Raw genomic sequence first — 18200 nt, forward strand, 5'->3', positions numbered from 1 at the left:
GCCCTAATCGTTCCCAAACACACCAGTCAACGCACGTTTGACGATGCCCCGCACGCCGGGACGTTTCTCGCGGGCAAAGGGCAGTGGGCGGCAGACTTCAATCGCGGCCACGCCCACCCGCGCGGTCAGCGCGCCATTCACCAGCCCTTCGCCGAAACGACGGCTCAGCTTGGCGACGATGGACCCGCCCAACAGCGGCTCGATCAGGTCATCACCCACCGCCACAGCCCCCGTCGCCACCAGATGCGACAGCACCGCGCGGGTCAGCCGCCATGAGCCAAAGAACCCCGAGCGCCCACCGTAGATCTCCGCAATCCGTCGGATCATCCGTAGGTTGCTGCTGAGTGCTGCGGCCACATCGGCCAAAGCTAAGGGCACCAGCGCCGTCACGGCGGCGACCTGCCGGGCGGCGGCCTCAACCTCGCGGGTGGCGGCGCGGTCTAGCGGGGCCAGAACCTCGCTCTCGGCCAGACCCAGCAACGCTTCTGCATCGAATTGATCGCCCCGCAGTTCGGTCAGCCGATCGCGGCCCCAGCGTGTGTCTTCGCGATGTTTATAAAGCGTCTCAAGCCGATCCGTCACGCTGCGGGCGGCGGACAAATCTTCCTGCGCCAGCGCCTCGCCCGCATCATGGCGCAGCCCGTCCAGCCGCGCGAGCCGCCCAAAGGCCGCCATCTCCCGCAACGACAGTAACAGCAAGACCAGCAAGAACGCCCCAATCAGCAGCGTCATCGCCCAGCCCATCAGCGGGTAACGTGCCATCAGATCGGTTACAAATGTCCAAGCCGCGATCGACACCAGCGCCGTCACCAGCGCTCCCGCCAGCGCCCAGAACAACCGCACCAGCCGCGAAGGTTTGCGTGCCGCAAGCCGCGCGGCGATCTGCATCGCTTGGCCCTTGGGCGGGGGAACATCGGTGTCAAACTCCGGCACCGCGGGCGCATCGGCGACCGAGGGCTGAGGTTTGCTATCTTCCTCAAGATCGAACAGGATCGGTCCGCGGGCCATCAGGCGGCCTCCCTCTGCCAGTGCAATGTCAAATCGGGCAGCCCTTCGTCATTGGCGCTGCCATCGCCGCGCGCGGTTTCGGCAAAACCATGTTGGCGGTAGAAGGCAATGGCCCGCGCGTTGGCTTGAAAGGTCCAGCAGGTCAGCGACTTATGGCGCGACTTTAACGCGATCAACAGGGCCGAGCCGATGCCTTGCCCTCGCGCCGCATAGGACACATAGAGCGCGTCCAACTCGCCCCCCTCACAAGCGGCAAAACCGGTGATTTTGCCTGCTTGCTCGGCTACGGTGACCCAGCCCCGCGCGATCATAGCATCTGCATGGGCGATGTCCTCTGCCGCTGTATGAATGCGCGGCAACCAATTGGTATCGCGCGCAAAATCGCTCATGATGCCGCCTACAGCGCCCGCGTCCAAGGGCTGCGCTGGACGCAGAGTAGCGGGGCGGGTCAACACTTCGCTCATAGTCGGTCCCCGATCAGAAACTCCGCCGCGCGGTCGAGCCGGATATGCGGTGGCCCGTCGCCGGGGCGCAGGTCCAACACCGCCGGCGCAAAACGCATGATCTGGTAATCCGCCCCCAGCCATTCCTGCGCGCCCTGCCGGGCGGGGGTCAGCAAATGCGCCGGGTCTTCGGGCAGTTCACCGGGGTAAAAAGCCGCCTGCCGCCCGCGCGTTTCATCATCGTTCAGCAGCGTGCCGCGCACCACGTCAAGTTGCTCTCCACCATGCGTCATCACGTCTTCGGTCGTGGCCCGCAGGCTGGCAATGGCCATCGCCCGCGTGCCCGCGCCCGCATATTGCGCCCGGTCCCGCGCGTCGCGGATCAGCGCCTGCATGATGCCGCTCAGCCGGGGATGCTGGCTGTGGTGCAGATGATCGGCCTTGGTGGCCGCAAACAGAATTTTCTCAACACGTTTGCCCCGCAGCAAGCTGGTCAGGAAGTTGTTTGTCCCCGGCCGGAACGCGCCCAAGATATCGGCCATGGCGCCCCGCAGGTCTTCGACCGCGCGCGGCCCTTGATGGATCGCGCCAAGCGCGTCGACCAGCACCACCTGTCGATCAATCCGAGAGAAATGATCCCGGAAGAAGGGCTGCACCACCTGTTTCTTATAGGCCTCGAACCGCCGCGCCATCTCGCGGATCAGCGATTTACGCGGTGCCCCGTCGAAGCCCGGCAGCGGCGCGAAGGTCAACACCGGCGATCCGGCCAGATCACCGGGCAGCAGAAACCGCCCCGGCGTGCAGTCGGAATAGCCATTGGCGCGGGCAGTTTGCAGGTAGACGGCAAAGCTGTCGGCAAGCCTGCGAGCGGTGGTTTCTTCTAGCTCGGCATGGGGATCGGTCTGCTCGGCCAGCGCGCGGTAGCCCGCCGCCTCCTCACGCGAGGCGATACGCTCAATCACCTGTGCAGACCATTCAGCGTAGGTGACATCCATCAACGCCAGATCGAGCAGCCATTCGCCGGGGTAATCCACGATATCCAGATGCAGCGTGCGCGGCCCTTGCAGCCCAGCCAGCAACCCATTGGGCCGCACTTTGAGCGACAGCCGCAGTTCCGAAATCGCCCGCGTGCTTTCTGGCCAATGCGGCGTCTTGCCGGTCAGCGCGGCAAGGTGGTTCTCATAGTCAAAACGCGGCACGGTATCGTCGGGCTGGGGCTGCAAAAACGCTGCCTCAATCCGCCCTTCAGAGGCCGCGAGCAGCCCCGGCATCCGCCCCCGGTCCAGCAGGTTCGCCACCAGAGACGTGATGAAAACCGTCTTGCCCGACCGCGCAAGCCCCGTGACCCCAAGCCGGATCACCGGCTCGAAAAACGTCTCGCCCACCGTGTCGGTGACATTCTCAAACTGCCGCCAAATGCCGTCGGCAATGCCTGTGATACCCAAAGCTGCGCCCGTCCCTTTGTCTTTGGGGGTAACATAGGGCTGGCAGCCGGGGATTGCCAGAAGCGCCCGCCCGCGCTAATGCCCCGTCCATGCCCAGATATGCTCTGAAAATCGAATACCACGGCGCGCCGTTTAACGGGTGGCAGCGACAGGTGGACCTGCCCACGGTACAGGGGTTCATTGAGGCCGCCTTGGCCCGATTGGAGCCGCGCGTGCATTCCATTGCCGCTGCGGGGCGCACCGATACCGGTGTGCATGGTCTGGGCCAAGTCGCCCATTGCGATATGGAGCGTGACTGGTCACCGTTTCGGCTGGGCGAGGCGCTGAACTACCACCTGAAACCGCATCCCATTGCGATCACCGATTGTGTGTTGGCCCCTGAGGATTTCCACGCGCGCTTCTCGGCACTGGAACGGCGCTATCACTTCCGCATCCTTTCGCGCCGCGCCCCGGCGGTGCATCAGGCAGGGTTGGTTTGGCAGATCAAACATCCCTTGGATGTCGAAGCAATGCAGGCCGCGGCGGATCTCTTGGTGGGCAAACACGACTTTACCACGTTCCGCTCGACCATCTGTCAGGCAGAGAGCCCGGTAAAGACCTTGGACCGGTTATCGGTGAGCGAAGTCGAGACAGCTTCGGGCAAGGAGTATCACTTCGACGTGCGCGCGCGGTCGTTTTTGCACAATCAAGTGCGCAGCTTTGTGGGCACGTTGGAGCGCGTAGGGGCCGGGTCATGGAGCGTGGCGGACATGGGTGCGGCGCTTGCGGCGCGCGACCGTGCGGCCTGCGGGCCGGTTTGCCCGCCGCAAGGGCTGTACTTGGCGCATGTGAGCTATCCGGTGGACCCATTTGCCAAGACGTGACGAGGACCATCGCCTGCCCGCGGGGTGGCAACCTTAACGTCTATCCGTGCCACTTTATGGTGCAGCCGTAGGTGAGCTCTTAATAGTGTTCCGCCCGTTGCTAAATCGCCTTCCCGTCCGGGCGGGCAGGCGATGGTCCGGTGCCTTCGGCTTGAGCCCGGACCTTTCAGCGCCCTTACGGTAGCGGATTCCACGTCCCGTGAAACTTGCCCTCTTCGCCGTCCCGCTCGAACCCATGTGCACCAAAGAAATCCCGCTGCGCTTGGATCATATTCGCCGTCCCGCGCGCTCGGCGCATGCTGTCATACCAAGCCAGTGCCGCCGAAAGTGCCGGCAAGGCGACGCCCAAAAGAGCCCCTGCGGCCACAACACGGCGCAGCGCCGGTATACTGTCTTCCAGCCGTTTGCGCATCGCGGGCGCGAGGATCAAATGCCCGCCCGGCAAGTCGCCACGGAAGGCATCGGCGAATTCATCCAAAAGCGCCGAGCGGATGATACAGCCCGCACGCCAAATTTCAGAAATACGCGCCATATCGAGCGACCATTCAAACTCCTCTGACCCCGCGCTGAGGATCCGGAACCCCTGAGCGTGGCCGATGATCCGCCCGGCCAAAAGCGCCAATTCCAGATCATCCGCCTCAGGCAGAGGGGCGTCTTGCACGCCCTCGGGCAACAGCGGCTCGGCCAACTCACGCACCGCCTTCTCGCTCGACCAGCCGCGCGCGCCGACGGCGGCCTCAATAGTATTGGCCGACTGCCCCATTTTAAGCGCTTCGATCAGCGTCCAGCGGCCTGTACCCTTCTGCCCCGCCTGATCGCGTATCACATCGACCATGGGCGTGCCGGTCTGCGTGTCGACCGACAAAAGTGCTGCGGCCGAAACCTCGATCAAGTAAGAGCTCAGCGGCCCCTTCTGCCAATCGGCAAAGAGGTTGCCGATCTCCACCGCGCCCTGCCCGCCTGCATCGCGCAGCAACCCGTAGACTTCGGCGATCATCTGCATGTCGGCGTATTCGATACCATTGTGCACCGTCTTGACGAAATGCCCTGCCCCGTCGGGGCCAAGGTGGGCCACGCAAGGCGAGCCTTCGAACCGCGCGGCGATCGCTTCGGCCATCGGCTGGAACTGCTGCCAAGAATGTGCGCTGCCGCCGACCATCATCGACGGGCCGTTGCGTGCCCCGGCTTCACCGCCTGATACGCCCATGCCGACAAAATGCAGCCCCGAGCCTTCCAGTTCCGCACTGCGGCGGCGGGTGTCGTGAAAGTCGGCATTGCCGCCATCGATCAGCGTATCGCCCTCATCAAGCAGCGGTTTGATCGCTTCGATCATCGCATCCACAGGCGCACCGGATGGGATCATAAAAAGGATGCTACGCGGGCGGGCAATGGCGGCGACGAACGCTTCAAGCTGCTTTGCCCCGATCAGACGCTCGGCCAATGGCCCCGCCTCATCAAGGAAGGGCGCGATCCATTCGGCCTCGCGGTTGCTTACCGCCACGGTAAATCGATTGTCGGCCAGATTCAGCGCCAGGGCCGAACCCATGGTGCCCAGTCCGTAGACCCCGATATCGGCGCCCGGCCCCCGTGCCACGTTTCCGTCCGCCTGCGTGCCAGTTGCCATATCGTTTATGCCTCATCTTTAGCCGGTCAGGCTGCCATGCCCGCCGATCCGGCTTGCCACAGTTTGATTTGCGATTGGGAACACTATATAATGTGCTCATAACAAGAAAAACACCCGACCGAGGCATAGTTCTGTAATGACACAAGTATTTAGACGCGCATGGGAGGATATGGTCCTTCCTATTTTCAAACGCCCCCGCCGGGTGCAAGTTGCCGCCCTTTGCTATCGCGACACAGAGGCGGGCAAAAAGGTGCTGCTGATTACCAGCCGTGACACGGGCCGCTGGATCCTGCCCAAAGGCTGGCCAATTGACGGGCTGGACGGCTCTGGTGCCGCGCTGCAAGAGGCCTGGGAAGAAGCCGGGGTCACCGAAGCGGATATCGAATCCGATCCGATGGGCATTTTTGACTATGACAAAGGCCTTGGCGAAGGCTTGACCGTGCCCGTAACCACACAGGTCTATTTGACCCGTGTGCGCGATCTTAGCGAAGAATATCCCGAAGCGGACATGCGCAAACGTGCGTGGTTCACGCCGCAAGAGGCCTCAGAGCTTGTCGATGAGCCTGATCTTAAAGCGATTTTGGCCGCGTTCCACTGATAGGATTTGGCACCGGACCGCTGTTCGGTGCCCATTTACTTCCCTGCCGCTCGCAGATTCTCCCATATCCAGCATGTTACAATTTTGTGACAGGGTGACTTGCCTCCTTGATGGCCTTATGTCACCCCCCGCTGAATGTAAGGATCTTTGGGAGATCATCTAGGAATGGCAACGGAACCGCAGGGCAGCCAGTGGAAGACACTGGACAAAGACCTCAACCGTATTTCGCAAGTTGAACTGGCCGCGACCTATGTCGCCCGCCCCCTTGTGGCGCCGGGCATCGCGCTCGCCTTTATCGTGGTGGCAGGCGCAGTCGCGGCGGTTTTCTTCGGGCATCAACCCTCAAGCTTTGTCGTCATCGCCGCGGCGGTCTTTGGCGCTTATATGGCGGTGAACATCGGCGCGAATGACGTGGCTAACAATATGGGCCCCGCCGTAGGTGCCAATGCCCTGACCATGGGCGGCGCGATCGTGATCGCCGCCCTTTGCGAGTCCGCGGGGGCGCTCTTGGCGGGAGGGGATGTCGTCTCGACCATCTCTAAAGGGATCATTGATCCAGCCAGTGTGGCCGACACGCGGGTCTTCATTTGGGCGATGATGGCCGCGCTGATCTCTTCCGCGCTTTGGGTGAACCTTGCCACATGGGTCGGCGCGCCGGTGTCGACCACGCATTCGGTCGTGGGCGGCGTGATGGGCGCGGGCATCGCAGCCGCAGGCCTCAGCGCGGTGAACTGGAGTTCCATGAGCATGATCGCCGCAAGCTGGGTGATTTCGCCCGTGCTGGGTGGTGCCGTGGCGGCGATGTTCTTGGCCTTCATCAAGGCGCGCATCCTTTATCAAGACGACAAGATCGCCGCTGCGCGTACATGGGTGCCGGTACTGGTGGGCATAATGGCAGGGGTCTTTGCCGCCTATCTGGCGCTGAAGGGTTTGAAGAAAATCGTCAGCATCGACATGCCGATGGCGCTGATCATCGGCCTTGTGACGGGTTTGGTGGTCTATGCCATCTCCGCGCCGCTGATCCGCCGTGCCTCGGAAGGGATGGAGAACCGCAACCGCTCGGTCAAAACGCTCTTCGGTCTACCGCTGGTGCTCTCGGCAGCGCTTCTCAGCTTTGCCCATGGTGCTAATGACGTGGCCAATGCGGTTGGCCCGCTGGCGGCGATCGTCCATGCGACAGAGTTCGGCGGCTTTGAGGATAAGGTCAGCATCCCGACATGGGTGATGATCATCGGGGCCTTCGGCATCTCCTTTGGTCTGTTCCTGTTCGGGCCGAAACTGATCCGTATGGTCGGCAGCCAGATCACCAAACTGAACCCGATGCGCGCCTATTGTGTGGCGCTTTCGGCGGCGATCACCGTGATCGTGGCAAGCTGGCTGGGCCTACCCGTCTCCTCGACGCATATCGCCGTGGGCGGGGTCTTTGGCGTGGGGTTCTACCGTGAATGGCATATGGAACGGCGCTTGCGCCGTATCGGCGGCCAAACCAACGAAGTGAAACGCATCGCCAAGGAAGAGCGCCGTCGCCGCAAGCTGGTGCGCCGGTCGCATTTCATGACCATCGTCGCCGCGTGGGTGATTACCGTGCCTGCAGCGGCGCTGCTGTCTGGCATCGTCTTTTGGATCTTGAATACCCTCGTGAACTAAGGTCAGGCACGCCTGCGCCTCACCCTTTCCGCTGGTCCTGCCCTGCTGCCATCTCGGCCCGCAGGGCGGTGACCGGCAAATGCGGCAGCCCTTCGCCCGCAAGCTCAGCCCAGCCCAACACCCGCAGCACCATATCCGTCACTGGCGTCGCCCGGCCAAGCGCCTGCCCGCGCCGCTGCACCTCGCCCTGCAGCGCGTCGATCTCGGTCGGGCGGCGTGCGGCAAGGTCTTGCGCCATGGAGGTGCGCGCCTGCGGATCAATCTGCAACATGGCCGAGGCGATGCGTGTGAACAGCGGTGTCGGCAGGCGCAACAGCACCGGAACCAGACGCGCCGGGATTGGCGTGGTCATGGCGGGGCGGATCTTCTCTGCCCGCAAAATGGCGTGCGCCTCGGCCCATTGATCGGCCATCAGCCGCCGCCATGCCCGATCCTGTAACTGGGCCTGCAACGGCAATCCGCTCAGCGCATTCAGCGCGTTGTTGAGGTTCATCAGGAACTTGCCCCACTGCAGGGCCGTGATATCCGCGTGTTCTGTCATCTTCAGCTCGGGGAGCGAGAGCCGCGCCGCCAGATCAGCCGGCCCGCTTTCGATCACCAGATCGCCCGAGCTTGCCCTGTGGTAGCACCCCTGCCCCATCGCCACGACGTTGAAAGTCACCAACCCCGCCCGCAGATCATGCTGCGGCAGGTGCTGGGCGAGGATCGCGCGGTTGCCCATGCCGTTTTGCAGGCTAATGACCTGCACGCCCTGTGCCGTGTGGCGGGCGATAAGCCGGGCCATGTTTTCGGTATCGCGCGATTTGACCGTGACCAGCACGATATCGGCATCGCGTAGGCAGGTCTCATCACTCGCGAGGGTCAGATCATCCGGCGACAGGTTGCGGGCCATCCCGCCAAAGTCCGTCAGGGTCAGCCCATGGGTGCGGATTTCGGCCTGAATGCGGGGTCGGGCCAGCAGGGTCACGGAATGCCCCGCCCCGGCCAGCAGCCCGCCGATGAAACAGCCGATCGCCCCCGCGCCCGCGACAACGATGCGGGGGCCGTCGCTCATGCGCCCAGACACCAGCGCATGACGGCTTTCTGTGCATGCAGACGGTTTTCGGCCTCGTCAAAGATCACCGAATGCGGCCCGTCCATGACCGAGCTTGTCGCCTCATCATCGCGGTGCGCGGGCAGGCAGTGCATAAAGAGCGCGTCAGGCTTGGCCAACGACATCAGCGCGTCATTCACCTGATAGCCGCGCAGCTGGTTGTGACGCCGCTCGCGGGCCGATTGCGGATCATGCATGCTGACCCAAGTGTCAGTGACCACCAGATCGGCGCCCTCCACAGCCTTCTGTGGGTCGCGCTCGATCGTATAAAGGCCATCAAGCGCCGCTTCCGGGTCCAGCGTCTGCGGCCCGGTAAAGACCAGCTCGAAGTCGAACTGTTTGGCCGCATGGGCAAAGCTCGCGAAGACGTTGTTGCCGTCGCCTGACCAGACCACCTTGCGCCCCTTGATCGGGCCACGATGTTCCTCGAAAGTCTGAATGTCCGCCATGATCTGACAGGGGTGCGTGCGGTTGGTCAGCCCGTTGATCACCGGCACGGTGGCGTATTCGGCCATTTCCAGCAGGGTCTGCTCTTCGAAAGTGCGGATCATGATCATATCTACATAACGTGACAGCACGCGGGCGGTGTCGGCGATGGTCTCGCCATGGCCAAGCTGCATGTCGGCTCCCGAGAGCACCATTGTCTGCCCGCCCATCTGCCGCACGCCCACGTCAAAGGACACGCGCGTCCGGGTCGACGGCTTTTCGAAAATCAGCGCGACCATATGGTCCTTTAGCGGCTGTTCTTCATCCGGCGCACCACGCGGACGGCCATTGCGCGCGGCTTTCATGGCGGCTGCATTGTCGATGATCTGCCGCAAATCAGCGGGGTCAGTTTGGTGGATATCAAGAAAATGGTTCATCTGTCGTCTCTGTCTTGCGGGTAACGGGAGCATTTGCCCCGATGCCCGAGGAATATTTTAGGCGAATGGCGCTTAGGCCGGGGTGAGATCACGCGCGATGGCGTCAAGGCGGGTCACGGCCTCGGCAATCTCATCGTCGGAAATGGTCAGCGGCGGCAACAGGCGGATTACGTTGTCGGCGGCGGGCACGGTGATCAGCGCATTGGCATAGCCCGCAGCGACCACATCTGCGTTCACCACCTTACACTTCAGCCCCAGCATCAGCCCCGTGCCGCGCACCTCTTCAAAGACCTCGGGATGCTCCGCCACCAACCCCTCAAGGCGCTGACGCATCAGCCTGGCCTTGCGGTTCACTTCGGCCAAAAACGCATCATCCGCCACCACATCCAGCACCGCACAGCCCACGGCGCAGCCCAGCGGGTTGCCGCCATAGGTCGATCCGTGGGTGCCTGCGGTCATGCCTGAAGCGGCTTTCTCAGTCGCCAACACAGCACCCAGCGGGAAGCCCCCGCCAATGCCCTTGGCGACCATCATGATATCGGGCGTCACCCCGGCCCATTCATGGGCAAAGAGCCGTCCGGTCCGGCCTACGCCGCATTGCACCTCGTCAAAGATCAAAAGCAGCCCGTGCTGATCACAAAGCGCGCGCATCTGCTGCAATTCCGCGTCAGGCACAGCGCGGATACCGCCCTCGCCCTGCACCGGCTCGACCATGATGGCGGCGGTCTTGTCGGTGATAGCGGCATTCAGTGCTTCGCTATCGCCTAGGTCAAGATGCACGAAACCCGGCAGCAACGGGCCGAAACCCTTGGTCATCTTCTCAGACCCCGCCGCCGCGATCCCAGCAGAGGAGCGTCCGTGGAACGAGCCGCTAAAGGTGATGATTTCAACCCGCTCAGGTTGGCCCGCGTCATAGAAATACTTGCGCGCCATCTTCACGGCCAACTCGCAAGCCTCGGTGCCCGAGTTACAGAAAAACGCCGTGTCGGCAAAGGTTTCAGCAACCAACCGATCCGCCAGCGCCTCTTGCTGCGGGATATGGTAGAGGTTGGACGTATGCCAGAGCGCCTGCGCCTGATCAGTCAGCGCCTTAACAAGCGCCGGATGCGCATGACCAAGCGCGTTCACTGCGATCCCCGCCCCAAGGTCGAGAAAACGTCGCCCATCCGCTTCGATCAGCCAAGTGCCTTCGCCTTTGACAAAGGTCAAAGGGGCGCGGTTATAGGTCGGCAGAACGGAAGCGATCATCTGTTTGTCCTTGAAAGAGGGCCATGTCACGCCGGTAAAAGGGCATGGGGTTAGCGCAGGGTCAATGGGATTTGGTTGTTTTTGAAAGGGTGCAGCATGCTTGCTGCCAGATCAGGCCATCACGCCGCCCCCTGAAGGGCTGCGGGCTTATCGAACGAAGCGTCGTCGGATGGAATATGTGGCACATTTGATCATGGCCCTTGCATAGCCGCCCTTCATCCCCCACGTAAAGCCCCAATCGCAGCGCGCCGCCCGCTTTCGGGATCGGCGCTTGCACCTGCGGCCCCAGAAGATAAAATGGGGGCCGATACACTGACAAAGCGGTCCGGGCTATGGGGCCGCTTTTTAACTGGGGAACCCCGTATGTCCTGGACTGATGAGCGCGTAGAAACACTGAAAAAGATGTGGGGCGAAGGCCAGTCCGCCAGCCAGATCGCGAAAGAACTGGGCGGGGTGACGCGCAACGCCGTGATCGGCAAGGTGCACCGTCTGGGCCTGTCGAACCGCACTGCCGGTGCGCCCGCTGCTGCTGCAACGGCCAAGCCGGAGCCTAAGGCCAAGCCTGCGGCCCCCAAGGCCGAGGCCAAGCCAAAGCCCGCTGCCAAAGCCGCGCCTGAGCCTGAGGTTGCCCCCGAAGCAGAAGAGCCCGCCGCAGCCCCGGCGCCCAAGCCCAACCTGCCCGCGCGTAAGCAGATCATCCCCGCAGGCCAGCCACTGCCGCCGCAGCCTTCGGCCAATGAGATCAGCCCCGAAGCGCTGGCCAAAGTCAGCGAAGTCGAAAAAAAGGCTAAGAAGATCGGCCTGATGGAACTGACCGAGCGGACCTGCAAATGGCCCGTGGGTGACCCGGCGACAGATGATTTCTGGTTCTGTGGTCTGCCCGTGCAGCAGGGCAAACCCTATTGCGAAGCCCATGTCGGCGTAGCGTTCCAGCCGATGAGCGCGCGGCGCGACCGCCGCCGCTAAGACCGGCTTCTTGAAATGAGAAAAGGCGGGTGGGTGTGAAAACCCCGCCCGCCTTTTTCTTTGCCCAGTGAAAAGATCAACGCAGTTTCGGCGGTTTCGCCGGATCGCTCCCCGGTGCCATACGCGGCGTATTCTGCAAGGGCTCCATCTGAGGCAGGTCAAAGCGCAGACCGACGCGGGCAAGTTTCTCCACCACCGCATCATTGGGGCCGAAAAAGCCTACGTCCATCGCGCCTGCCTCAATGCCCGAAAAGGTCAACGCCTCGGACGCCGCCCGCACAAGCGCATCCTGCGCGCGGGGGATCGCCCCGACGAAGGCCAGAAGATGCCCGCGCCCGCCGCCGGTATATTCGACCCCCACAAGGAACGCGCCTGCCGCCATGCCGGTGGCCGTCGCCAATTTTGCATCAATCGCGGCGATCAGCGTATCGGGCAGGCCCTGAGGCGGGAACACCCGGTCGATGCTTGCCTCCACCTCGCCCGGCGCATGGGCCAAGGTGCTGCGCAGCCAGTCCATCGCCTCGGCAGGCAACAGGATTTCCGACGGGGCCACACCGATGTTCACCGCCATGCCCAAGGGCTGCCCTTCCAACATCGCGGCAATCGCCCGGCCTGAAAGCGCCACATACGGGGACGCCTCCCCCACATGGGCCGAAAGCCGCGCGGCGCGGTCGAAGACCATGACATAGCTCTCTTCAAACAACACCGGGCTGATCTGATCGCCCTGCGGCTCATCCTCCAACAGCATGAAAAGCTCAACATCCGCGATACGCTCGTAAAAGCGCAGGCGGGCGGCGTCGTCTTCGGGGGCGGCCATCATCGCGGCATGGGCTTGGTCCAGCGGGGTCGGCTCAATCAGCCGGGCTGTCTTGGGGTCAGTTTGGGGCTCGGTCATTCATCACCTCGGACACGGCGGCGCGCAGACGGGGGAGGACCTCTTCCGCGAACCAGGGATTCTTGTTCAACCATCCGGTATTGCGCCAAGACGGATGAGGCAAGGCAAAGACCCCCTGCGGATGATCGCGCCAGCCCGCCACGGCCTCGGTCACATTGCGAAATCCGGGCAGGTGATATTTCATCGCATAGGCCCCGATCAACACCGTAAGCCGCAAATCCGGCAGCATCTCCAACACCGGTTCGCGCCAAGTCTGCGCACAAATGCGCGGCGGCGGCAGGTCACTGCCCTTGGTGTCATAGCCCGGAAAACAAAACCCCATCGGCACGATCGCCACCCGGCTGCGGTCGTAGAATGTGGCCTCATCCAACCCCAGCCAGTCGCGCAGACGGGTGCCGGACATGTCCCAAAACGGCTTGCCCGCCTCATGCACGCGTTTGCCAGGCGCTTGGCTGGCGATCAGCAGCCGCGCGCCGGGTTTGAACCAGACAATGGGCCGCGGGCGATGCTGTGTCGCCGTCACGGCAAACCGCTCGGCACAAAGGCGGCAGGCCGCTAGATCATCTCGGATATCCTTCATAAGCAGGAGATAGGCAAAAGGGCCGAAAGATAAAGGGGGCGCCTCAGGTCACTTCAACATCTATCGAAATAAATCTTGCATTGGGCTAACATTTCGATATTTCTAGAATCATGAAACAAGAATCTGCAACCCCCGCCCTCACCCTCGCCGCCAGCAGCTTTGCCGCGCTTGGATCAGAACAACGCCTGTTGGTGCTGCGCACGCTGGTGCGCGCCGGATCAGCGGGGTTAAGCATCGGCACGCTGGGCGAACGCACTGGCGTCACAGGCTCAACCCTGACGCACCATTTGAAACTTTTGGCCTCTGCCGGACTGGTGAAACAGGAAAAACAAGGCCGCAGCACGATCTGCGCCGCCGTCGCCTATGAAGAAGTCCGGGCGCTGGCGAATTTTCTGCTCACCGAATGCTGCGCGGACGCGATCAACGAATGTACGGAGCATGACCATGGCTGACACTACGCAATCCCTCCCCGCCCTACACCGATTGGCGTTTTTCAAAAGCGCATGGGGCATCACACTGGCCATTTTGGCCCTCATTGCCCTGTTGGATCCGCCGCAAGCCGTGCCGACCGTCATCTTCGCCGCCGAAGCCCTTTTGGGCACGGCCCCTTTTATCGCCTTCGCGGTGCTGGCCGTGGCCTACCTGAAAGCCAGCGGCGCCGAGAGCCTGCTCGCCCGCGCCTTTGAGGGGAACCCCGCACGGATGGTTGTCATGGCAGCAGCACTTGGCGGGCTGTCTCCCTTTTGCAGCTGCGAAGTGATCCCCTTTATTGCCGCCCTTCTCGCTGTCGGGGCCCCGCTGGGTGCGGTCATGGCCTTTTGGCTGGCCTCCCCGCTGATGGACCCGGCGATGTTCGCGATTACCTCTGGCACGCTCGGCTTTGATTTCGCCGTGGCGAAAACCATCGCAGCACTTGGCGTCGGCATGTTCGGTGGCTTTACCGTATTGGCTCTATCGCGGACCCCGCTTTTTAACGATCCGCTGCGCGCCCAGCCCGCGAAAGGAAGCTGCTGTTCGTCGGCCAAACCCTTTTCCGGCGCGCCGGTCTGGAAATTTTGGCAAGAGCCCGAGCGCCGCGCGAGTTTTAATGATACAGCGTTGACCAATGCGCTGTTCCTCGTGAAATGGCTGACCCTCGCCTATGTGGTCGAAGCCCTCATGCTGACCTATGTACCCGCAGAATGGATCGCCAACGTCTTGGGAGGCACCGGAGTCATGCCGATCATCCTCGGCGCTTTGGTGGGGGCGCCGGCCTATCTCAACGGCTATGCCGCCGTGCCACTGATCGACGCGCTGCTGGCCCAAGGCATGACCCAAGGCGCGGCCATGTCCTTTGTCATCGCAGGCGGAGTAAGCTGCATCCCGGCGGCCATCGCTGTCTGGGCGCTGGTCAAACCGCATATTTTTGCGGCCTATCTCGGTTTTGCCTTTGTTGGTGCCATCTTCGCGGGCATGGCTTGGCAATGGATGGCATAATGGGGCACGGACATCATCACCACGTTGATCCCGAAAGCGGCGACGGCAAGGTCGCCGCCGCCGTGGGGATCAACATCATCCTGACGGTGGCCCAAGTCATCGGCGGGATCGTGGCGGGCAGCCTGTCGCTCATTGCTGATGCCCTGCATAATTTCAGCGATGCCGTCGCGCTGATCATCGCCTTTGCTGCGCGCAAGATCGCTCGCCGCCCGGCGGATGCGCAAATGACCTTTGGCTATGGCAGGATCGAGGCGGTGGCCGCATTGGTCAATTACACGACCCTGATCGTGATCGGCCTCTATCTTGTCTATGAAGCCGTGCTGCGGTTCTATGATCCCTCCCCCGTCGCCGGGTGGATTATTGTTATCGTCGCAGGTATCGCGCTGCTGGTCGATCTGGGCACGGCGGCGCTGACCTACCGCCTGTCGAAGTCCAGCGTGAACATCCGGGCCGCCTTTTTGCACAATCTGGCGGATGCGCTCGGCTCAGTCGCCGTGATCGTGGCGGGCAGCGCCGTGATTCTCTTTGGCTGGCATTGGGTCGATCCGGCGGCGACGCTGCTCATCGCGGGCTATATCCTCTGGCAATCCTTCACCGAAATGCCGGGCGTTGTGCGTATCCTGATGCTGGGCAGCCCGCCCGACATCGATGCCCATGCGGTGATCGCTACGATCAAAGACATTCCCGGCGTCGCCTCTGTTCACCATCTTCATCTTTGGATGATGGATGAACATGCCGCGGCGGTGGATGCCCATGTGGTGCTGACGGCAGAAACTCAAGCTCCGCCTGCCGAGACCCGGGACCAGATCAAAGCGGTGCTGGCAGAACGCTACCACCTGCACCACAGCACGCTGGAAATGGAAAACGCACAGCAGTTCTGCGCGGAAGCGAAGGTCATCGGGCACTAATGACGGGCCGGGCCGCCGCGAACCTAGGCTGCGGCCCGATCCCCGGAGGGTTTCTGGGGCTCTTCATCGCCAATCGGCCCATCCCCGTTGACCATATCTTTGACATGTATCCCATGCGCCAACTCGCGCCCGGACCCATTGCCCAACGGCATATCGATATAAAACGTCGTGCCGGGGCCCGCGTTTTTGAAGTAGTCGATCTGACCGCCCAAGGCTTCGATGATCCGCTTGGAGATGTTCATGCCCAGACCGGTGCCACCCACGGCGCGCTGGTCAGACGAGTCGATCTGCGAGAATTCGTCAAAGACCTTCTCCCGTTCGGATTCCGCAAGGCCGATCCCCTCGTCGATCACGCTGATCCGCACCTTGTCATCATGTTTGACGGAGGTGACCTTCACCGTTGACCCCGCGGGCGAGAATTTGGCCGCGTTGGACAGAAGGTTGGACATCACCTGCTGCAGGCGCTTTTCATCCGTGGCAATGCCCGCCGCATCCGAGGGCCTCGCATAGCGCAGCGTCACGCCGAGGTTGCTCGCAAAGGATTGATTAAGCTCAATCGCGTCTTCGATAATCGTCTGCACCTCAAGCGGTTCGATGTCGAAGCTCACCTTACCTGCCTCGAATTTTTGCAGGTCGAGGATTTCATTGATGATCGACGTCAGCCGCGCCGAATTGCGCTGTGCTATCTTCAGAACCTTCTCCATCTGAGGGGTCATTTCGCCCAAAACCCCGGCGCAGGCCATATCAAGCGACCCTTTGATCGATGTCATCGGGGTGCGCAGCTCGTGACTGATGGTCGAGACGAACTCGGTCTTTACCTTGAAAGCGATCTTGGTTTTCTCATGCTCGGCCTTCAGTTCTTCTAACTGCCTTAGGTTGGTGCGGTACATCTTCATGAAGATGCGCGAGCAATCGACGATAAAGTAGAGCACGAAAACAACGGTAAACAACTGGGTCCAAAGTTCGGATTCAATGCTGGCCCCGGTGCGTACGATGTCCCAGATCGGGATGAACAGGAAGGTCGCGCCATAGATTGCCAACCGCAGCATCAGCACCGGCAGAATGTGATGGTTGTTCATCGAAGCGAAAAGCGCTGCCGCGAAGAGGAAGAACAGCGGCAGGAAATGCGTCGTTGCCCCCTGCTGAAGCGCAATCCCAAGCGCGAAATAGCTGATCACCCCGGCGCTGAGCACTGTCCCGATATAGATCCGGTTCATGAACAACCGCGCCAAACGGGGGCTGCGCCCGCGCCAACGGGTGATGCGTAAGAAGAGAAGGTAGTCAAAGGCTTCAGAAATCGCGATCAGGATCAGGGTCGTGATCGACAGCCAAAGCTCATAGTAAAAAGCTGACAGGCATATCGCCGCCGCAAAGATCATTTGCCGCTGCCAAAACAGGCTGACGCCGACTTGGGAGTAGTCGCGCATCTGCTGCACCTTAGTGGCGTCTGCCAGATGCGGCATATGTGTCGGCCCGTATGTTACGTTTTCCTGCGACATCGCTCTCGTTTTTCTTCGGTCGGCTGCTCGAATCCCGGCGTTCTGCCGCTGTGGAACGCCCTCACATGTTGCATTTCGGCATCGAAGCACATGTTAGACGCGATCATCGTCCATTCTACACACGGAAATGGGACATAAGTGTGGCCATTTCATGCAACTGGAGGTTAGCCTGCTGACAAGAGGTATTTTTACAGCGATTTTTGAGGCCCGATATGAGTCTGCAAGGACGGAACTTTAGCGGTAAATCTTGGCAGGATGTTCTCCCCGAACTGACACCACAGGACGCTAAAGCATTAGAAATTAAGAATAACCGTTTTCCGCGCAAACTCCTTGGTCCAAAGGCCGCTGAACCGGATCCTTACAGCCCAGAGGCCCTCGCCCGGGCCAATCCCTACATGCGTGCCACAACTTTGTCGTTTTTGAACATGCATCAGCACGGTGAATTATTCGTAAATTTCTTACGGGCCCGGCGGCGAATCTTCATTGATGACAAGCAATGGGATCTCCCTCAGGTTGATGGGATGGAGTTCGATCAATACGACACCCCCCGCGCCCGCTGGATCGTCCTGCATGAGTATGGCGAGGTCATGGGCGGCGTGCGCTTGATGCCCACCACCTCGACCTGCGCGCAATACAGCTACATGCTGCGCGATGCGCAGCTGGGTATGCTCCCCGACATCCCGCAAGACGTGCTATTTTTCAAAGCACCCGTGCGCGGTGACATTTGGGAAGCCACCCGCCTGTTCCTCACCAACGCCGTCCCTGCTCAGCGCCGCATAGCCGTGCAGCGTATGCTTATGAACCAAATGGCCGGTGCCGCCTACGCCATGGGCGCGAGCCACGTTCTGGGCATCGTGCCTGCCACCTTTAGCCGCTGGATGACACGGCTTGGCCTGATGAGCGCCGTGCCCGTGGGACCGGTGCAAAGCATTGACGGCGACCGCACGCAGGCCGCCTTGATGAACGTCAGCTACATCGGAGAGATGGCCCCGACCGAAAGCACTCACACGTTGCACTAACTTCCTGCGCGGTGACGCAAGCTGG

Annotated in this window: 18 protein-coding genes; 8 read left to right on the forward strand and 10 right to left on the reverse strand. The window is 61.8% G+C overall.

Annotation, left to right across the window (positions count from 1 at the left end):
* Nucleotides 1-3: 3 nt before the first annotated feature.
* Genes K3759_RS11600 through K3759_RS11610 form a run of 3 tightly spaced genes read right to left on the reverse strand, consistent with a single transcriptional unit; the run spans nt 4 to nt 2896 of the window.
* Nucleotides 4-1008: a YcjF family protein gene (locus K3759_RS11600; RefSeq protein WP_259981971.1), complete on the reverse strand. Its 1005-nt coding sequence runs from the start codon at nt 1006-1008 to the stop codon at nt 4-6.
* Entirely contained in the window at nt 1008-1472 is a 465-nt protein-coding gene (locus tag K3759_RS11605) for a GNAT family N-acetyltransferase (RefSeq protein WP_259981973.1), read from the reverse strand. The genes K3759_RS11600 and K3759_RS11605 overlap by 1 nt, the downstream gene beginning before the upstream one ends.
* Entirely contained in the window at nt 1469-2896 is a 1428-nt protein-coding gene (locus K3759_RS11610; protein ID WP_259981975.1) for a YcjX family protein, read from the reverse strand. The genes K3759_RS11605 and K3759_RS11610 overlap by 4 nt, the downstream gene beginning before the upstream one ends.
* A gap of 89 nt (nt 2897-2985) precedes the next feature.
* Between K3759_RS11610 and truA the strand changes: the two genes are divergently transcribed.
* Nucleotides 2986-3759, forward strand: coding sequence for a tRNA pseudouridine(38-40) synthase TruA (truA, locus tag K3759_RS11615; RefSeq protein WP_259981976.1), 774 nt, complete (start codon nt 2986-2988; stop codon nt 3757-3759).
* Between the two features lie 175 nt (nt 3760-3934).
* Here truA and gndA read toward each other — a convergent pair whose 3' ends face one another.
* Nucleotides 3935-5383 carry an NADP-dependent phosphogluconate dehydrogenase gene (gndA, locus tag K3759_RS11620; RefSeq protein ID WP_259981978.1) on the reverse strand — a complete coding sequence of 483 codons (1449 nt, stop codon included), beginning with the start codon at nt 5381-5383 and terminating at the stop codon, nt 3935-3937.
* A gap of 136 nt (nt 5384-5519) precedes the next feature.
* On the opposite strand from gndA, the gene K3759_RS11625 reads away from it, so the two are divergent.
* Both K3759_RS11625 and K3759_RS11630 read left to right on the forward strand, forming a co-directional pair.
* Nucleotides 5520-5981: an NUDIX hydrolase gene (locus K3759_RS11625; protein ID WP_259981980.1), complete on the forward strand. Its 462-nt coding sequence runs from the start codon at nt 5520-5522 to the stop codon at nt 5979-5981.
* 165 nt (nt 5982-6146) lie between these two features.
* A complete protein-coding gene (locus tag K3759_RS11630) occupies nt 6147-7628 on the forward strand; it encodes an inorganic phosphate transporter (protein WP_259981982.1) in 1482 nt (493 codons plus the stop codon).
* 19 nt (nt 7629-7647) lie between these two features.
* Here the strand turns inward: K3759_RS11630 and K3759_RS11635 are convergent, their stop codons facing one another.
* From K3759_RS11635 to K3759_RS11645, 3 genes are all read right to left on the reverse strand, one after another.
* The gene (locus K3759_RS11635; RefSeq protein WP_259981983.1) at nt 7648-8682 is read right to left on the reverse strand and encodes a 2-dehydropantoate 2-reductase; all 1035 of its coding nucleotides are present in this window, start codon (nt 8680-8682) and stop codon (nt 7648-7650) included.
* On the reverse strand, nt 8679-9584 hold the full coding sequence (gene argF, locus K3759_RS11640; RefSeq protein ID WP_259981986.1) for an ornithine carbamoyltransferase: 906 nt from the start codon (nt 9582-9584) through the stop codon (nt 8679-8681). Before argF ends, K3759_RS11635 begins: the two co-directional genes overlap by 4 nt.
* A 72-nt stretch (nt 9585-9656) precedes the next feature.
* Nucleotides 9657-10832, reverse strand: coding sequence for an aspartate aminotransferase family protein (locus K3759_RS11645; protein WP_259981987.1), 1176 nt, complete (start codon nt 10830-10832; stop codon nt 9657-9659).
* Between the two features lie 363 nt (nt 10833-11195).
* On the opposite strand from K3759_RS11645, the gene K3759_RS11650 reads away from it, so the two are divergent.
* Nucleotides 11196-11798 carry a GcrA family cell cycle regulator gene (locus tag K3759_RS11650; RefSeq protein WP_259981989.1) on the forward strand — a complete coding sequence of 201 codons (603 nt, stop codon included), beginning with the start codon at nt 11196-11198 and terminating at the stop codon, nt 11796-11798.
* Between the two features lie 76 nt (nt 11799-11874).
* Here the strand turns inward: K3759_RS11650 and K3759_RS11655 are convergent, their stop codons facing one another.
* Both K3759_RS11655 and K3759_RS11660 read right to left on the reverse strand, forming a co-directional pair.
* A complete protein-coding gene (locus K3759_RS11655; protein WP_259985627.1) occupies nt 11875-12657 on the reverse strand; it encodes an SseB family protein in 783 nt (260 codons plus the stop codon).
* Nucleotides 12658-12673: 16 nt separating this feature from the next.
* Nucleotides 12674-13273: a uracil-DNA glycosylase family protein gene (locus K3759_RS11660; protein ID WP_259981990.1), complete on the reverse strand. Its 600-nt coding sequence runs from the start codon at nt 13271-13273 to the stop codon at nt 12674-12676.
* A gap of 110 nt (nt 13274-13383) precedes the next feature.
* On the opposite strand from K3759_RS11660, the gene K3759_RS11665 reads away from it, so the two are divergent.
* Genes K3759_RS11665 through K3759_RS11675 form a run of 3 tightly spaced genes read left to right on the forward strand, consistent with a single transcriptional unit; the run spans nt 13384 to nt 15657 of the window.
* Nucleotides 13384-13725, forward strand: a complete 342-nt coding sequence (locus tag K3759_RS11665; protein WP_259981992.1) for a helix-turn-helix transcriptional regulator — start codon at nt 13384-13386, stop codon at nt 13723-13725.
* Complete coding sequence (locus K3759_RS11670; RefSeq protein WP_259981994.1) at nt 13718-14749, forward strand: permease; 1032 nt, start codon at nt 13718-13720, stop codon at nt 14747-14749. The genes K3759_RS11665 and K3759_RS11670 overlap by 8 nt, the downstream gene beginning before the upstream one ends.
* Nucleotides 14749-15657, forward strand: coding sequence for a cation diffusion facilitator family transporter (locus K3759_RS11675; RefSeq protein ID WP_259981995.1), 909 nt, complete (start codon nt 14749-14751; stop codon nt 15655-15657). Before K3759_RS11670 ends, K3759_RS11675 begins: the two co-directional genes overlap by 1 nt.
* A 23-nt stretch (nt 15658-15680) precedes the next feature.
* Here K3759_RS11675 and K3759_RS11680 read toward each other — a convergent pair whose 3' ends face one another.
* On the reverse strand, nt 15681-17156 hold the full coding sequence (locus K3759_RS11680) for a cell wall metabolism sensor histidine kinase WalK (protein ID WP_259981996.1): 1476 nt from the start codon (nt 17154-17156) through the stop codon (nt 15681-15683).
* A gap of 425 nt (nt 17157-17581) precedes the next feature.
* Here K3759_RS11680 and K3759_RS11685 point away from each other — a divergent pair, with 425 nt between their 5' ends.
* Nucleotides 17582-18175 (forward strand): acyl-homoserine-lactone synthase, encoded by a 594-nt coding sequence (locus K3759_RS11685; RefSeq protein WP_259985628.1) that lies wholly within the window; start codon nt 17582-17584, stop codon nt 18173-18175.
* Nucleotides 18176-18200 lie beyond the last annotated feature (25 nt).

The sequence above is a fragment of the Sulfitobacter sp. W027 genome, from assembly GCF_025143985.1.
In the GTDB taxonomy this organism is placed as follows: Bacteria; Pseudomonadota; Alphaproteobacteria; order Rhodobacterales; family Rhodobacteraceae; genus Sulfitobacter.

What these genes read in the sequence shown, in the direction of transcription:
- K3759_RS11600 (WP_259981971.1), bottom strand. Translation starts at nt 1,008, where the DNA reads ATGGCCCGCGGACCGATCCTGTTCGATCTTGAGGAAGATAGCAAACCT.
- K3759_RS11605 (WP_259981973.1), bottom strand. Translation starts at nt 1,472, where the DNA reads ATGAGCGAAGTGTTGACCCGCCCCGCTACTCTGCGTCCAGCGCAGCCC.
- truA (WP_259981976.1), top strand. Translation starts at nt 2,986, where the DNA reads ATGCCCAGATATGCTCTGAAAATCGAATACCACGGCGCGCCGTTTAAC.
- gndA (WP_259981978.1), bottom strand. Translation starts at nt 5,383, where the DNA reads ATGGCAACTGGCACGCAGGCGGACGGAAACGTGGCACGGGGGCCGGGC.
- K3759_RS11625 (WP_259981980.1), top strand. Translation starts at nt 5,520, where the DNA reads ATGACACAAGTATTTAGACGCGCATGGGAGGATATGGTCCTTCCTATT.
- K3759_RS11630 (WP_259981982.1), top strand. Translation starts at nt 6,147, where the DNA reads ATGGCAACGGAACCGCAGGGCAGCCAGTGGAAGACACTGGACAAAGAC.
- K3759_RS11635 (WP_259981983.1), bottom strand. Translation starts at nt 8,682, where the DNA reads ATGAGCGACGGCCCCCGCATCGTTGTCGCGGGCGCGGGGGCGATCGGC.
- argF (WP_259981986.1), bottom strand. Translation starts at nt 9,584, where the DNA reads ATGAACCATTTTCTTGATATCCACCAAACTGACCCCGCTGATTTGCGG.
- K3759_RS11645 (WP_259981987.1), bottom strand. Translation starts at nt 10,832, where the DNA reads ATGATCGCTTCCGTTCTGCCGACCTATAACCGCGCCCCTTTGACCTTT.
- K3759_RS11650 (WP_259981989.1), top strand. Translation starts at nt 11,196, where the DNA reads ATGTCCTGGACTGATGAGCGCGTAGAAACACTGAAAAAGATGTGGGGC.
- K3759_RS11660 (WP_259981990.1), bottom strand. Translation starts at nt 13,273, where the DNA reads ATGAAGGATATCCGAGATGATCTAGCGGCCTGCCGCCTTTGTGCCGAG.
- K3759_RS11665 (WP_259981992.1), top strand. Translation starts at nt 13,384, where the DNA reads ATGAAACAAGAATCTGCAACCCCCGCCCTCACCCTCGCCGCCAGCAGC.
- K3759_RS11670 (WP_259981994.1), top strand. Translation starts at nt 13,718, where the DNA reads ATGGCTGACACTACGCAATCCCTCCCCGCCCTACACCGATTGGCGTTT.
- K3759_RS11675 (WP_259981995.1), top strand. Translation starts at nt 14,749, where the DNA reads ATGGGGCACGGACATCATCACCACGTTGATCCCGAAAGCGGCGACGGC.
- K3759_RS11680 (WP_259981996.1), bottom strand. Translation starts at nt 17,156, where the DNA reads ATGTCGCAGGAAAACGTAACATACGGGCCGACACATATGCCGCATCTG.
- K3759_RS11685 (WP_259985628.1), top strand. Translation starts at nt 17,582, where the DNA reads ATGCATCAGCACGGTGAATTATTCGTAAATTTCTTACGGGCCCGGCGG.